The sequence below is a fragment of the Cedecea neteri genome, from assembly GCF_000757825.1.
Lineage (GTDB): Bacteria > Pseudomonadota > Gammaproteobacteria > Enterobacterales > Enterobacteriaceae > Cedecea > Cedecea selenatireducens.
Map to the genome: position 1 here is coordinate 1,655,040 of NZ_CP009451.1, position 14,653 is coordinate 1,669,692.

General features: G+C 59.6%; 11 protein-coding genes. 5 read left to right on the plus strand and 6 right to left on the minus strand.

The annotated features are described in order from the left end of the window. Positions 1–22: 22 nt before the first annotated feature. The 3 genes from JT31_RS07595 to pheP form a co-directional block, all read right to left on the minus strand. The gene (locus JT31_RS07595; RefSeq protein WP_038475199.1) at positions 23–925 is read right to left on the minus strand and encodes an EamA family transporter; all 903 of its coding nucleotides are present in this window, start codon (positions 923–925) and stop codon (positions 23–25) included. 106 nt (positions 926–1,031) lie between these two features. Further along, positions 1,032–2,567 carry a methyl-accepting chemotaxis protein gene (locus tag JT31_RS07600; RefSeq protein WP_038475201.1) on the minus strand — a complete coding sequence of 512 codons (1,536 nt, stop codon included), beginning with the start codon at positions 2,565–2,567 and terminating at the stop codon, positions 1,032–1,034. Between the two features lie 317 nt (positions 2,568–2,884). Continuing rightward, positions 2,885–4,279 carry a phenylalanine transporter gene (pheP, locus tag JT31_RS07605; RefSeq protein ID WP_038475204.1) on the minus strand — a complete coding sequence of 465 codons (1,395 nt, stop codon included), beginning with the start codon at positions 4,277–4,279 and terminating at the stop codon, positions 2,885–2,887. Between the two features lie 266 nt (positions 4,280–4,545). On the opposite strand from pheP, the gene JT31_RS07610 reads away from it, so the two are divergent. From JT31_RS07610 to JT31_RS07630, 5 genes are read left to right on the plus strand one after another with little or no spacing between them, the layout of a single operon-like run. Then, positions 4,546–6,255, plus strand: a complete 1,710-nt coding sequence (locus tag JT31_RS07610; RefSeq protein ID WP_419177771.1) for an ABC transporter substrate-binding protein — start codon at positions 4,546–4,548, stop codon at positions 6,253–6,255. Between the two features lie 53 nt (positions 6,256–6,308). Further along, positions 6,309–7,268 (plus strand): ABC transporter permease, encoded by a 960-nt coding sequence (locus JT31_RS07615; protein ID WP_038475210.1) that lies wholly within the window; start codon positions 6,309–6,311, stop codon positions 7,266–7,268. Beyond that, positions 7,268–8,215, plus strand: a complete 948-nt coding sequence (gene opp4C / locus JT31_RS07620; protein WP_038475212.1) for an oligopeptide ABC transporter permease — start codon at positions 7,268–7,270, stop codon at positions 8,213–8,215. The genes JT31_RS07615 and opp4C overlap by 1 nt, the downstream gene beginning before the upstream one ends. Continuing rightward, positions 8,212–9,192 (plus strand): ABC transporter ATP-binding protein, encoded by a 981-nt coding sequence (locus tag JT31_RS07625; protein WP_038475214.1) that lies wholly within the window; start codon positions 8,212–8,214, stop codon positions 9,190–9,192. The genes opp4C and JT31_RS07625 overlap by 4 nt, the downstream gene beginning before the upstream one ends. Beyond that, entirely contained in the window at positions 9,189–10,154 is a 966-nt protein-coding gene (locus JT31_RS07630) for an ABC transporter ATP-binding protein (RefSeq protein WP_038475216.1), read from the plus strand. Before JT31_RS07625 ends, JT31_RS07630 begins: the two co-directional genes overlap by 4 nt. 9 nt (positions 10,155–10,163) lie before the next feature. Here JT31_RS07630 and JT31_RS07635 read toward each other — a convergent pair whose 3' ends face one another. Genes JT31_RS07635 through JT31_RS07645 form a run of 3 tightly spaced genes read right to left on the minus strand, consistent with a single transcriptional unit; the run spans position 10,164 to position 14,652 of the window. Further along, positions 10,164–11,783 carry a cyclic peptide export ABC transporter gene (locus JT31_RS07635; RefSeq protein WP_038475219.1) on the minus strand — a complete coding sequence of 540 codons (1,620 nt, stop codon included), beginning with the start codon at positions 11,781–11,783 and terminating at the stop codon, positions 10,164–10,166. A 33-nt stretch (positions 11,784–11,816) separates the two neighbouring features. Next, positions 11,817–13,799, minus strand: coding sequence for a Fe(3+)-hydroxamate ABC transporter permease FhuB (fhuB, locus tag JT31_RS07640; RefSeq protein ID WP_038475222.1), 1,983 nt, complete (start codon positions 13,797–13,799; stop codon positions 11,817–11,819). Then, on the minus strand, positions 13,792–14,652 hold the full coding sequence (locus JT31_RS07645) for an ABC transporter substrate-binding protein (protein WP_038475224.1): 861 nt from the start codon (positions 14,650–14,652) through the stop codon (positions 13,792–13,794). Before JT31_RS07645 ends, fhuB begins: the two co-directional genes overlap by 8 nt. Position 14,653: the final 1 nt, after the last annotated feature.

Consider the following 14,653-nt stretch of genomic DNA (forward strand, 5'->3'; position numbering starts at 1 on the left):
AAACCTTGCAAAATGTAGAGCTTTAGCGCGAATGCAGCTTACCTCGGGAATCCAAAGAGATAAGCACCACGGAAGAGATAATCAGCAGCGATCCCAGCCAGTCCGGCAGCGTAAAGCTAATCCCCAGCAGCAATACCGACAGCAGCGCGCTGCTTAACGGCTCCGCGCAGCTGAGAATACTGGCCTTTGCCCCACCAATCATTTGCGCGCCGGTCAGATAGAGGCTGAAGGTAATAGCCGTGCCCACGATGACCAGGTAGAAAAAGGCCAGCAGCGTGCCGCCGCTCGTGGTAAAACTGCCTGGCTGGCTGGCGTAAAACGGCAGCAGTGCCGCGCCGCCCAGCAGCATGCTCCAGCCGACTATCGGTAACGTGCCGTAGCGGGAGATAAGCTTCGAGGGGTACGTCGTGTAAAACGCTGCGGCAAACGCGGAGGCAATCCCCCAAAACAGCGCGCTGCCCGAGATGGTAATCGACGCAGGGTTGCCGTGAGTCACCAGCACAAAGGTCCCGATGAGCGAGGTTCCGATCGCCGCATAAACCAGCTTGCCGGAGCGCTTTTTACGCACGAAGGCAAACCAGGCCACGATAATGGTTGGCGAGAGGAACTGCAGGACCGTGGCGGTTGCGGCGTTGGACTGCTCGATGGTCAGCAGGAAGGTCAACTGCACCGTTAACGCGCCGCAAAGGGTAAAAATCAGCAGAGAAATCAGGTCTTCACGCAGCTTAAACACGGCGAAGATTTTGTCCCCGTGCATAAACGACAGCATCAGCAGGATCAGGCCGGAAAACAGCAGCCGCAGCATGGTCAGCGACGCCGAGGAAATATGGCTCTGCTCCATAATGTATTGCGCACACACCCCGGAGCTTCCCCACAGCACCGCCGCAAACAACACATACAGCATCCCTTTCCGACTAACGCTCATCACCCTGCCCTTTCAAACTTCCGCTTAATTTAGGCCAGCATGATAGCGTAAATCCAGGAGGATAAGGTGCCGGACATCACTGTCACCCACGTCCGGCACAGCAAAATTAACTGCCGTAGACGTTAATCGCGCTGGTTAAGCGCCGCGCACGTTGATTAAGATTTTCAACGACCGCGCCTGCCTGCACCACCATGTCGGCATTGTTCTGCGTCATGGTACTTATTTGCTCCACCGAATGGTTAATAAGCCCAAGCGCGCTGGTCTGCTCGCGGGTCGCATCGCCAATTTCTCTTATCAACCCAGCCATCCTGACTATCTCTTCTGCCATTTCGCTGATGTGCTTTTCCGCACTTTTCACTTCGGCAACGCCCGAGCTGACGCTGGCTGCGTTACGATCGATCAGCGTTTTAATTTCTTTCGCCGCCGAGGCGGAATGCTGTGCCAGGTTACGGACTTCAGCGGCCACCACCGCAAAACCCCGCCCGGAAACGCCTGCTCTGGCCGCCTCCACCGCAGCATTCAGCGCGAGGATGTTAGTCTGGAAAGCAATTTTGTCGATAACGCTGATTATCTCGACGATATGCTCGCTGGCCTCCGCCATCGACTCCATCATCGTCAGCGTGCGTTTCATCATCTGCTCGCCCTCCAGCGCACTTTGGCTGGCCCTGTCTGCCATTTGCGACGTCTGCGCGGCAGAATCCGCCGTCTGCTCGACCGCGCCGGAGATCTCCTCAATGGCCGCCGCCGTCTGCTGCAGCTGGGCGTAGGTTTCATCGGTACGTTCGCTCATCGCCCGGCTGCTACCTGCCAGCTGCTGGCTTATCCCGCCGATGCCGCTGACCTGGCCGCCTACATCATCCACCAGCGAGCGCAGATTAAGCCCCGACTGGTTTACCAGACGCATCATCAGGCCTATCTCATCCACGCGATTAAGCTGAATCAGCCCGGTTTTTTGCCCGGAGACAATTCTCTGCATTTGCCGGACGATGGTTTTTACCGGCCTGATAATTTGCTGCTGGAGAAAGCTCCCCAGCGCGGCAAGCAGCAAAACGGTCAGCGCCGCCTGCCCGCCGCTGTTCAAATGCGCCAGCGGCATCACGCCAACGGCCAGCGCTAACGTAACCAGCGCCCCGAAGAGCCGTTGAGACAATGAAAGGCGCTGAAAGAGCGACAGCACGCTTTTCCAGCCGCGACGGATAACCAGCCCTTTAAAGAAGCGCAGGTGCCCGGCACGTTTCTCTCTGACGGCCTGATATAGCGCTTCGCTTGCCGCCACTTCCTCTCGCTCCGGCACCGTTCGCACCGAAATATACCCGGTCAGTTCGCCGTCATGGTAAACCGGGGTCACGTTCGCACGGACCCAGTAAAAATCACCATTTTTCCGCCGATTTTTAACCATCCCCGTCCAGCTGTCTCCCTGCTGTAAAGTGGCCCACATATCGGCAAACGCCTCGGGCGGCATATCGGGATGACGAATAAGATTGTGCGCCTCGCCCATTAACTCTTGTTCGGTAAAACCACAGGCTTTAATAAAAGCAGAATTGGCATAAGTAATATGGCTGCGAATATCGGTGGTCGACATCAAAGCCTCTCCGTCCCTGAGAAGATGCTCCTGCTGCGTAACAGGGTTGTTAACTCTCATATAAATCCCAAGCTGTAAAAGAGAAGAGTGCCAGCGAGCGTGGCAAAAGGTATGCGATGTTGTTATTTATTGGCGCGATGCGCTGCAGTGTGCGGCGATATATTCTGCCGAATGAGGTAAATAAGAAAGGACTATTTGATAAGCGGCGAAAATGAAAATTAATTTGTCATTAACTTAGGCGTTAATTGTAAAAGTGCTGTAGTTTATTTTGTTATGGCAGAAAGATTCTATTTCCCAAAGGGAAATTAAGCGCTCTTTTTAAATTTAAGATAAATAACGCCAACCCTATTAAAAACCGTTGGCGTTATTGTTGGACTTTAGCTGGCTTTACGGCGCAGCAGCTTAAAGGCGACAAACAGGAACACTATCCAGGCCGGCAGCAGCATCGCAGACAGACGCATACCGTCGATGGTACACATCAGCCCCAGCACCATCATCATAAAGGCAATACACAGATAGTTGCCGAACGGGTACAGCAGCGCCCTGAAGCTGGTTTCATGCCCCTGGCTGCGCATTGCCCGACGGAACTTAATGTGCGCCAGCGAGATCATGATCCAGTTCAGCAGCAGGGTCGCCACCACCAGCGCCATCAGCAGACCAAAGGCCTCATGCGGCAGCAGGTAGTTTAAAACGACAACCAGCGAAGTGATTGCGCCAGACAGCAGCAGCGAATTCACCGGCACGCCGCCACGGCTGACTTTCGCCAGGAATTTTGGCGCATTACGCTGCACGGACAGCCCGAACAGCATGCGGCTGTTGGAATACACGCCGCTGTTATAAACGGACAGCGAAGCCACCAGAATCACGAAGTTGAGCGCCGAGGCAACCACATTACTGTTCAGCTCGTGGAAAATCATCACGAACGGGCTGCTGCTGGACTTAATTTCCAGCCACGGATAGAGCGAAAGCAGCACCACCAGCGAGCCGATATAAAACAGCAGAATACGGTAAACCACCTGATTAACCGCCTTCGGGATGGTGGTTTGCGGCGAGCGCGCTTCCGCCGCCGTAATGCCGATAAGCTCCAGGCCACCGAACGAGAACATGATCACCGCCAGCGACAGAATCAGCCCGTGCCAGCCCGTGGCGAGGAAGCCGCCGTGCTGCCAGAGGTTGCTGACGCTCGCCCGTTCTCCGCCGTGGCCGGAGGCCAGCAGCCAGATACCGAAGCCAATCATGCCGACAATCGCCAGCACCTTAATGAGCGCAAACCAGAACTCCATCTCGCCATACAGGCGCACGTTCACCAGGTTCGCGGCGTTAATCACCACGAAGAACAGGGCCACCCACGTCCAGGTCGGCACGTCCGGGAACCAGTACTGCATATAAATGCCGCCGGCGGTCAGTTCCGCCATGCCGACCAGCACGAACATCACCCAGTAGTTCCAGCCGGACAGGAACCCGGCGAAAGGCCCCCAGTACTTATAGGCAAAATGGGAAAACGAACCAGAAACCGGCTCTTCAACCACCATTTCACCAAGCTGACGCATGATCAGAAACGCGATCATCCCCGCCACGCCGTAGCCCAGCAGTACGGCAGGCCCCGCCATTTGGATCGCCGGGCCAATGCCGAGAAAAAGTCCGGTGCCAATCGCGCCGCCCAGCGCAATCAGCTGAATATGGCGGTTCTGCAACCCGCGCTGTAATTGATGGCCATCCTCCGGCCCCGCATTCTGGCCCTGTGGCTCAGATGCGACTGACGTGTTTTTCACGCCCTGCTCCTTTGTGATTTGTCAAAGGGGCACCTTTTAACATTTGGCGTCGGGAGTGGCAAGGAATGGTTACACTTCGAAAATCCCCCACCAGGAATGTTATGCAGGCTCCTGGGCGAAAATCAGCTTCAGCACAAATCATTCTCTTCCCCCGCGCAAAGGAACAAATCGCTATAAGGCATAGCATTTCGTTGTTAGACAGTGACAATTCCGGCTTTTATCTTTCGTCATGATTTGTAAATTTTACAGCAAAAAATCTTGAGGGAATGCTATTGGCCAGGTTACTTGACGCATTACAAACAAAACCCACGCGCTTTCGCCTGGCATTACAGGCAGCCCTGATTAGCAGCGTGGTGGTTTTCTCCGGCGCAGCAACAGCCGATGACATTTTAAAAGAAGGCATCACGCCCGCCACCGACGCGAGCCAGATCCCTGCCACCGCTAAGCTTCGCAAAGACACGGTTGTGGCCGGGATCTCTGAACCACAGGGCATCTTTAACCCTTACTTCTTCGTTAACGGCTGGGATGAAAACGTCACCAACGTCATTTTCTCGCGCCTGATTGACTGGGACAGCCACGGCAACCTGGTGCCAGGCCTCGCCGAAAGCTGGAAAGTCAGCCCGGACGGCAAGGTCTACACCATCAAGCTGCGCCCTGACCTGACCTTTAGCGACGGCTCTCCGCTGACCGCCGAAGACGTCGCGTTCACCCTCACCGTGCTGTATGACCCGAAATATGACGGCGATACCGACATTACGCTGGCCAACATTGCCGGCGGCGCAGATTACAAAGCCGGGAAAGCCGACCGCGTCAGCGGCCTGAAGGTTATTGACCCGCTTACGCTGCAGGTCACCACCACCCAACCGGGCGCAACCACGCTGGGCAAGATTGGCGGCCCGGTGCTGTCGAAAGCTTACTACGGCAAAGGCTACCAGCCCGGCAACCTGGATTACCTGCGTACCCTGCACGGTAAACCGCTGGGCAACGGTCCTTATGTTTACGATAAGTACATTCCGGGGCAGGAAATTCGCTTCCACGCCAACACCCATTTCTACCGCGGCACGCCGCCAACGCCGCGCTTTATCTACCGCGTGACTAACCCGTCCACCAACTTCCAGCTGTTCCAGACCGGCGAGACGGATTACGACGCCTTTACCTCACGCCCGGACGATATTGAACAGCTGAAACTGCTGGGCTTCGCCAATATCAACCTTTACGGCTCCAGCGACTACAGCAAGGTTGAATTCAACGTTCGTCGCCCGGCGCTGCAGGACGTAAAAGTCCGCCAGGCACTGATCTACGGCCTGGATCGCCAGAAGCTGATCGACGTGGTTTACCAGGGCTACGGCACTGTCGCCAACGAACCGATCTCGCCGATCTCCTGGGCCTATAACCCGGAAGGCGTAAATCCGTATAAATTCGATCCTACGCAAGCGAAAAAGCTGCTGGATGAAGCGGGCTGGAAACCAGGCCCGGACGGCATCCGCGTGAAGGACGGCAAACGTCTGGAACTGACGCTGCTGGCGAGCAAAAAAGTGCTGAACGACGCACTGATCCCGATCGCTAAAGAGAACTGGCAGCAAATCGGCGTGCTGCTGAAGCCGCAGGTCGTCGACTTCAACGCCCTGATGGCACAGCGTAAAGCGGGCAACTACGATCTGGCCTCCTTCAGCACCAGCACGCTGAACGATCCGCACGACGGCGTCTGGGACTTCTACAGCAATGAAGCGAAGGCCTCCGGCTACAGCAATGCGCAGGTCGATAAGCTGATAAACGACGGCAACGCCACGCTGGATGAAGAGAAGCGTAAAGCTATCTACCACGAGCTGTATAAGGTGCTGGCTGCGGATCCACCGGCGATTCTGCTCGGCAACCGCAAAATACTGTCCGCCAGCAGCGCCCGCGTCACCGGCTTTAAGCCGGACATCTACAACGGCCTGACCGGCAGCCTGCCGGATGTGAAAATCGTTAAGTAATGCAGTAAACCTCGCCGCCGCCCTTTTACCGGGGCGGCGGCAGTGAGAACGTAATGAAAAATTTTATTCTGCGTCGCCTGCTACAAACCCTGCCGATGCTGCTGCTCGCCTCGTTTATTATCTTTATGCTGTTCGCGAAAACGCCCGGCGACTTTATCGACGGGAATATTACGCTGACCGCCGCCCGCGTCGCCGAGCTAAAGGCTATTTACGGCCTCGACCAGCCGCTGTTCACCCGCTATATCCACTGGCTTGGTCAGCTCATGACCGGCGACTTAGGCTTCTCTTTGCAATACCAGATCCCGGTCAGCCAGCTGCTAAACCAGTACATCTGGAACTCTTTCCTGCTGGCCTCCATCGCGCTGGTGTTTTACTGGGGCATTGGCCTGGCGGTGGGCATTGTCTCGGCCATGAAGCCCAACTCGCTGTTTGACCACCTGGTGAGCGTGCTGGTGTTCGCCGCCATGTCTTTCCCGACCTTTTTCCTCTGCCTGTTGCTTATCAAATGGTTCGCGGTGGATCTGCACTGGCTACCGGTCGGCGGCATGACCAATACCGGCAGCGACGCAACCGGCTGGGCCTACGTCGTGCAGGTTGCCGCCCACCTTGTGCTGCCCGTCCTCGCCCTGGTGATGCTGCAGGCTGGCAGCCTGACGCGCTATTTCCGCGCCAGCATGCTGGACGTAGTAAAGATGGACTTTATCCGCACCGCCCGCGCCAAAGGGCTGCGCGAGCGTACCGTTATCCTCAAACACGCCCTGCGCAACGCGCTGCTACCGATCATCACCCTGCTGGGCTTTGAGCTGCCGGGGCTGTTTTCAGGCGCGATCATTACCGAAAAAGTCTTTAACTGGCCGGGCGCGGGCCACATTCATATTGATTCACTCGCCGCCCGTGATTACCCGGTGCTGATGGGCTTCACGCTGTTTCTGGCGGTGCTGACGATCCTCGGCAACCTGATTGCCGATGTGCTTTACGCGTGGGCCGACCCGCGCATTCGTGTGAGGTCGTGATGTTAAGCTCTCTGTTTTCTACCAATCGCCGCCTGCGCAAGGCGGAAATCCCGGCGCTGGCGCAGGTCACGCCTTCGCCGTGGCGTCAGGCCTGGCAGGCGCTGAGGCGCAACCATCTGGCGATGTTGTGCCTGATTTTGCTGATGGTGATGGCGGTATGGTGCGCGTTTGGGCCGCTCTGGTCGCCGTGGAAAGACGACGCCACCGACGCGCTGATGATCAACAAACCGCCGGGCGAAGTGCACTGGCTGGGCACCGACTTCCTCGGGCGTGACGTCTACACCCGCCTGCTGCTTGCCGGGCGCATCTCGTTAATCATCGGCCTGTTGACCATGCTGCTATCGGTCACCCTCGGCTACCTGCTCGGCGCGGTTTCCGGCTACCTGGGCGGCTGGACCGACAAACTGATTATGCGCCTGGCAGATCTGGTGATGACCATTCCCAGCCTGCCGCTGCTGATCGTCGCGGGCGCGATGCTGTCGGAGCTCGACTTCTCGCCGGACTCGCGTATTTACATGGTGGTCATCATGCTGAGCCTGCTGGAGTGGCCGAAGCTGGCGCGACTGGTGCGCGGGCAAATCCTTTCTCTGCGCGAACGCGACTTTATGCTGGCAACTCGCGTGCTGGGCCTATCCGCCCGCCGTCGCCTGTTCGGCCACCTGCTGCCGAACACCATTCCAATTCTGGTGGTCATGGCCACCATGGCGGTGGCCAACGCCATTCTGATGGAGTCGGCGCTGAGCTACCTGGGCCTCGGCGTCGTGCCGCCTACCCCTTCCTGGGGCAATATGATGGACAGCGCCAACAGCCTGATCGACTTCCAGCGCCGCCCGTGGTTATGGATGCCGCCGGGAATAGCCATTTTTATCACCGTGATCGCGATTAACGTGCTGGGCGACGGCCTGCGCGATGCGCTGGATCCGAAAATGAAGCGAGGCGTGAAATGAGCGAAGCGCTGATTGAGTTTAACAACCTCTCCCTCTCCTTCGCCGGAGAGCAGGGCCGCGTGCGCGCCGTGCAGGACGTATCGTTTACCGTTCATGCCGGGCAAACCGTTGGCGTCGTCGGGGAGTCCGGCTGCGGCAAAAGCGTGACCGCCATGTCGCTGATGGGTTTACTCCCTCCACAGGCCGCGCGGATTGACGGCGGCGAGATCCTCTTTCAGGGCAAGAACCTGCTCGGCCTTAAGCCTGCGCAAATGGCAGATTTACGCGGCAACGAGCTGGCAATGATTTTCCAGGAGCCGATGACCGCCCTGAATCCGGTGCTGACCATCGGCGATCAGCTTTGTGAGCCGCCGATCCGTCATCGCGGAGAAACGCCGAAAGCCGCCTGGAACCTCGCGACACAAATGCTGACCGACGTCGGGCTGGCGCGAGCGGAGAGCCTGATGGCCAGCTATCCGCATCAGCTCTCCGGCGGCATGCTGCAACGGGTAATGATCGCCATGGCGCTGAGCTGCCGGCCAAAACTGCTGATCGCCGATGAGCCCACCACGGCGCTGGACGTGACCGTTCAGGCTCAAATCCTCCGCCTGCTGCGGGATCAGGCGCGCCAGCACCACATGGCGCTGATGCTGATCACCCACGATCTCGGCGTTATCGCCCAAATGGCGGAGCACGTCGTGGTGATGTATGCCGGGCGCATCGTCGAACAAGGGCCAACGGCTGACGTGCTCCGCCATCCGCTGCACCCGTATACCAAAGGGCTGATCGCTTCCCGGCCGGTGCCCGGCGAGCGCCGCCGCAGGCTCTATTCTATCCCCGGCCAGGTCCCCGATTTGGCTGCCCTGCCGCCTTACTGCGCCTTTACCGATCGCTGCGAGCACGCCACCGATCGCTGCCGCCAGGGCATTCCGGCGCTGCTCGGCCAGCGGCGTCAGGCCGCCTGTTTCTACAGCGAGTTAGTGGAGTCCGCATCGTGAACAATCAGTACGTTATTGAAGTCGAAGGACTCAAAAAACACTTCCCGCTACGTGACGGGCTGTTCGGCCAGCAAACCGGCGAGCTTCGCGCGGTCGACGGCGTCAGCTTTAACATTCGTCAGGGCACGATTTTCGGCCTGGTAGGCGAGTCCGGCAGCGGGAAAACCACCGTTGGGCGCACCCTGCTCGGCCTGTATGACAAAACCGCCGGCAGCGTGAAATATCGCGGCAAGGAGCTAAGCGAGCTGAGCGCCAAAGAGTCGCGGGCGCTGCGGCCTAAAATTCAGCTCGTCTTTCAGGATCCCTACAGCTCGCTAAACCCGCGCATCCGTGTAGGAGACGCCATCGGCGAGGCGATGCTGGAGCACAAGCTTTGCACCCGCGCCGAGCTGCGGGATAACGTGTTGGAAGTAATGAAGATTTGCGGCCTTTCGCCTCAGCATTACAACCGCTTCCCGCACGAGTTCTCCGGCGGCCAGCGCCAGCGCATTGGCATCGCCCGTGCGCTGATCCTTAACCCCGATTTTATTATCGCGGATGAACCGATTTCGGCGCTCGACGTTTCCATTCAGGCGCAGATCATCAATCTGTTTTCCGATCTGCGCGACGAACGCGGCGTGACGTTCCTGTTTATCTCGCACGATCTCGGCGTGGTGGAACACCTGTGCGACGACGTGGCGGTCATGTACCTCGGCCAACTGGTGGAAACCGCCAGCCGCGACGTACTATTCAGCCAGCCGCTGCACCCGTATACCCAGGCACTGCTGGCCGCGGTCCCGACGCTGGATCCAAACAGCGAGCCGGTGGCCGCTATTCAGGGCGAAATCCCCGATCCTTCTCACCCGCCTTCCGGCTGCCGCTTCTCCTCGCGCTGCCCGCTGGTGACCGACCGCTGCCGCCAGGAAGTCCCCGTGCTGCGTGAAGTGGGCCACGCTCACCGCGTCGCGTGCCATTTGGTTTAGATCCACGATTCAGGCAGACAGCGGCCTGACCACGCTGTCTGCCACCACTTTCCCGGACTCCAGCTTAATTAGCCTGTCCGCCAGCGGGAAATAGCGGTCGTCGTGGGTAATGGCGAGCACCGTTTTGCCCTCCGCTTTTAACATTGGCAGCAGCACCTTGTAGAACACCTCTTTAAAGCCGGGATCCTGGTCCGCCGCCCACTCGTCAAACAGATAGAAAGGCCGGTTTTCCAGCCAGGCCTGCAGCAGCGCGAGGCGTTTACGCTGCCCCTGGGAAAGCGCGGTTGTCGAAAAACGCCCGTCGCGGAAGGCCACTTTGTGGTCGAGCTTCAGCAGATGCAGCAGCTTATTCACCTGGTCCACCGTGCGCTCATGCACGTTGTCCACGTCATCAAACAGGAAGAAGTCATTGAACACCACGGCGAAGTGCTGGCGGTAGATTTCACGCTGCTCCGCCGTAACCTGCATACCGTTAAGCCTGATTTCACCGCCGTCCGGCGGGTAAAGGCCAACCAGCAAATTCGCCAGCGTGGTTTTCCCGCTGCCGTTGCCGCCCACCAGAAAGACCAGCTCGCCCCGGGTGAAGCAAAGATTGAGCGGCCCGAGGGTAAAACGTTCCCCCTCCTCGCCCTGATATTCGTAGCGAATGTCCGTCAGCTCGAGGCTGTCGAACTGTGGCGGCCTTTTCAGCGGCAGCAGCTTTTCCTGCGGCAGGTCGGCTTTAAGCTGGGCGATTCGCTGGAGCGCGATGCGGGCGCTGGTCAGCGTTGGCAAGGCCGAGAGCACGCCTTCTACCGGCACAATCATGTACAGAAAAATCATCGTGTAGCCGGTCATCACCGCCGGGCTAAGCGCCAGGGACTCCCGCAGCCAATAAAGCACCACGCCGATAAACGCGAAGAACAGCACGCTGCCCCAGCTTTTTGCCAGGCCGTAAAACACGTAGCCCCGCGTGCGTTCGAGGCGAACCGCTTCGATATTTTCGCTCAGCGGCCCGTCGACGAAATGCCGCCTGCGCGGTGGGTTAAGGCGAAACTCACGTCCGCCGTCGAACAGTTTCTTGCACTGGGCAATCAGCGTATCTTCCCGCTGCCGTGAGCTGCGCAGCAGCCCCAGCGCTTTGCCGTGGGCGGCGCGATAGCCCATTGCCCCCAGGCCTAGCACCAGCAGCGCCAGCAGCAAAACCTGCCACGACAGCGTGCCGAGGTAGATCAGGCAGCCGACAATCGCCGCCCCATAGATAAGCAGCCCCGGCAGGCTGACGAAAAAGACCACCAGCGTGTCGAGATCCTGCGTCAGAATAGACACCGCCTTTGCCATGCCGGTTTTCTCCAGCTGTGCCCAGGCGGTTTGGCTGACGTGATTCACTACGTCTTTACGCAAGGTCGCCTTCACCTTTTGCCCGAGCCACATAAACAGCGTTTCAGCCAGCACGCGAGTGGTGAGCATCAGCGCGGCAAGAAGCACAAACTTCAGCGCCACATCGGCCAGCCCATCGGGCGGCAGCGTCAGGCTATGGTTGATCACCGCCAGCAGCGAGGCGTTGCTGAGCCCGCTGACCACGCTGGCAAAGGCAGCCAGTGCCAGCCAGCCGCCCACCAGGCGGAACAGCATCATTAACAGAGACATTGTTGCTTCCTTTTCGACATTACTCTCCCGGCGCTATTGTTGATGTGTATGCGCCCGGCTACGGATCAGCGGCCATACCAGCAGCGGTACGCCGACCAGCGACGCCACCAGCCCCACGGGCAGCTGACGCGGATAAAGAAAATTGCGGCCCATCCAGTCCGCCAGCACCATAATCAGCGCGGACAGCAGCGCGGCGGTGAACAGCTGCGCCATCGGGCGTTTTGCCCCCATCTTGCGCGCCAGGTGCGGCCCCAGCAGCCCGACAAACGACACCGGGCCGACGATCAGCGTGGCAAGCCCGGTCATCAAGGCGGCCAGCGCCAGCACGCTAATCCTCGCTTTCGCCACGTTCACGCCTAGCGAGCCGCTCACCTGCCCGAGGGGCAACAGCAGCAGCCAGCGTTTGCAGAGTGGAGAAAGCGCAAGCAGCACCAGCATGGCGAAGAACACGCCGATGGCGATGCCGTTGTTGACGTAGTAAGTGCTGCCGGTCATCAGCTGCAGCAGCATTGAGCTGGCCTGCCGGTTATTGAGCATCACGATGCTGGCGATGGCCTGGAACAGCGCATTCAGCGCCAGGCCGTTCAGCAGCACCCGCTGCGGGTTAAAGGCGCTCTGGCGGCTGCTCCACAGCGTCACCAGCAGGCTAATTAATGCCCCGGAGGCGCTGCTGAGGATCATCAGTCCCGTGCCTCCGGCAGGAAACAGCAGCAGAAACGCCGTCACGCCCATGGCCGCCCCGCCGCCGATGCCGAGGATCTCCGGGCTTGCCAGCGGGTTGCCGCTGACGCGCTGCATCAGCACGCCCGCCGCGGCTAACAAGGCTCCGGCGCTTAATGCCGCCAGCAGCCGCGGGAGCCGCATCGGCAGCAGAGCGTGCTGTTCCGCAAGCGTCGTCCAGTGCCAGCCGTGCAGCCCCTGCCCGACAAACAGCGACAGCACGATAGCCACCAGCAGCAGCGCAAAGGCCATGCCCGCCGGGAAGCGCCCGCCACCCGCCTCGCCTTCCCAGGCCGAAGGCGTGGTGTCCAGCACCTGATGCCGGGCTTTAGAGGCCAGCAGGATCAGCAGCGGCCCGCCGGTTAAGGCGGTTAGCATGCCGACGGGCAGCAGTTGCCCGTCCAGCAGCGTAATGCGACTCACGCAAAGGTCGGTGAACCACAGCAAGCCGGCGCCGATAAGCAGCGAATGGCAGAGCATTTGCCGCGTGGTTCGCGCCCCACCTGACCGGGCCAGGTGCGGTGCGGCGAGGCCGATAAAACCAATCACCCCGACGCTATTAATGATGAAAGCGCTCATCACTAAAGCCAGCGCCATCGCCGCCGAACGGATCAGCAGCGGAGAAGCACCTAAGCTGCTCACCATCGCCTCCGGCAGCCTGAGCAGCGCCAGCGGGCGAAGCAACAACAGCAATGCCAGCAAACACAGCCCCAGCCAGGGCAGGATCGTCGTCACGCCGCCCCAGTCCTGCTGCGCCAGCGAGCCGCCGCCCCACATCAGCACCGACAGCAGAAAACGATCGTTGATTACCGCCATGATCATCGTCAGCGAGCCACACCACAGGTTGACCAGCATCCCCGCCTGAATCATCACCAGCGGCGACAGGCGCTGCCGCCACGCAAGCAGCAGAACCAGCAGCAAAGCGGCAAGTTCCCCGGTAATCACCACGCCGGTGCGCGCCGTTAGCAGCGTGGCCGGGAACCACATCGAAGCCACGCCTAAAGCCAGCGTCGCACCGGAGGTCATGCCGAGGGTAATCGGCTCCGCCAGCGGATTGCGCAGCGCCCGCTGCATCAGCCAGCCGCAAATCGCCAGCCCCGCGCCGCCGAGCCACGCCATCACCTGCTGCGGGAACCACATGGAATGCAGGATCACCGCCTGCGCATCCGGCATCTGCGAGCTGAACAGCACGCTCAGGCCGTGAACAAGCCCGCCGTGCTGCGCCACGATCAGGCTTGCCGCCCAGAGTGCGGCTATCAGCAGCCAGGAAGCCGTCGTTTTTCCCGTCTCAGCCACGTTGCCACCCCGTCACAATTTGCCCCAGCGCTTCGGCTATACGTGTCGCCGTCACCAGCGCGCCGCCGGAATTGAATTTTTGCGCAGGGAAAGCCAGCTGAGGCTGAAAAGTGAGCGGCAGGCGCTGCCACAGCAATGAACTTTGCCAGCGCTGAATCAGCGGCAGCTGGCCATCTTCCGGCAGCAGAATCAGCCCGGCATCTTCTGCACCGATGCGCGCCAGCTCGACCATCGCTTCTCCCTGGGAATTAACGCCGCCTTGCCAGGCATTACGGAACCCGCAGCGGATTAAGACATCTCCCACAAGGCTGCCTGCGCCGTACAGCCGCATATGCAGGGCGTCTATCGGCGTGGCGATCAGTAGCGGGCGTCGATAAGCTTCAGCCGCTGCTCGGGCACGAAGCGCGGCCTGTTCAAAGGCCGCCAATACCGCACGCGCCTGAGGTGCACGCTGCAGGACGGTAGACAGCTTATTGAGGGCGATTTGCCATTCGGCGAGGCTGCCGGTTGGCAGGGTAAGCGTCGGCGCGATGCGCTCCAACTGGGGCTTGAGCAGCGCATGGCCTGGGGTGATCGCCATAAGATCGGGCTTCAGCGCGTACAGCGTTTCGAGGTTCGGCTGAAACAGCAGGCCAATATCCACCACGCTGGCGGGCAGTTCCGGGGTGCCAATCAGCTTACGGTACCAGTCGGGAGCAGAAACCGACTGCGGCGTGACGCCGAGCGCCAGAATCAGCTCGGTCAGCCCCCAGTCGAGCACGGCCACGCGCTGCGGAGGACCTGAAACGGCACCAGCCGCCCCGATAAACGGGGCAGCCAGCGCAAGGGTTAGTAAACGTCTGCGGGAGAGCATT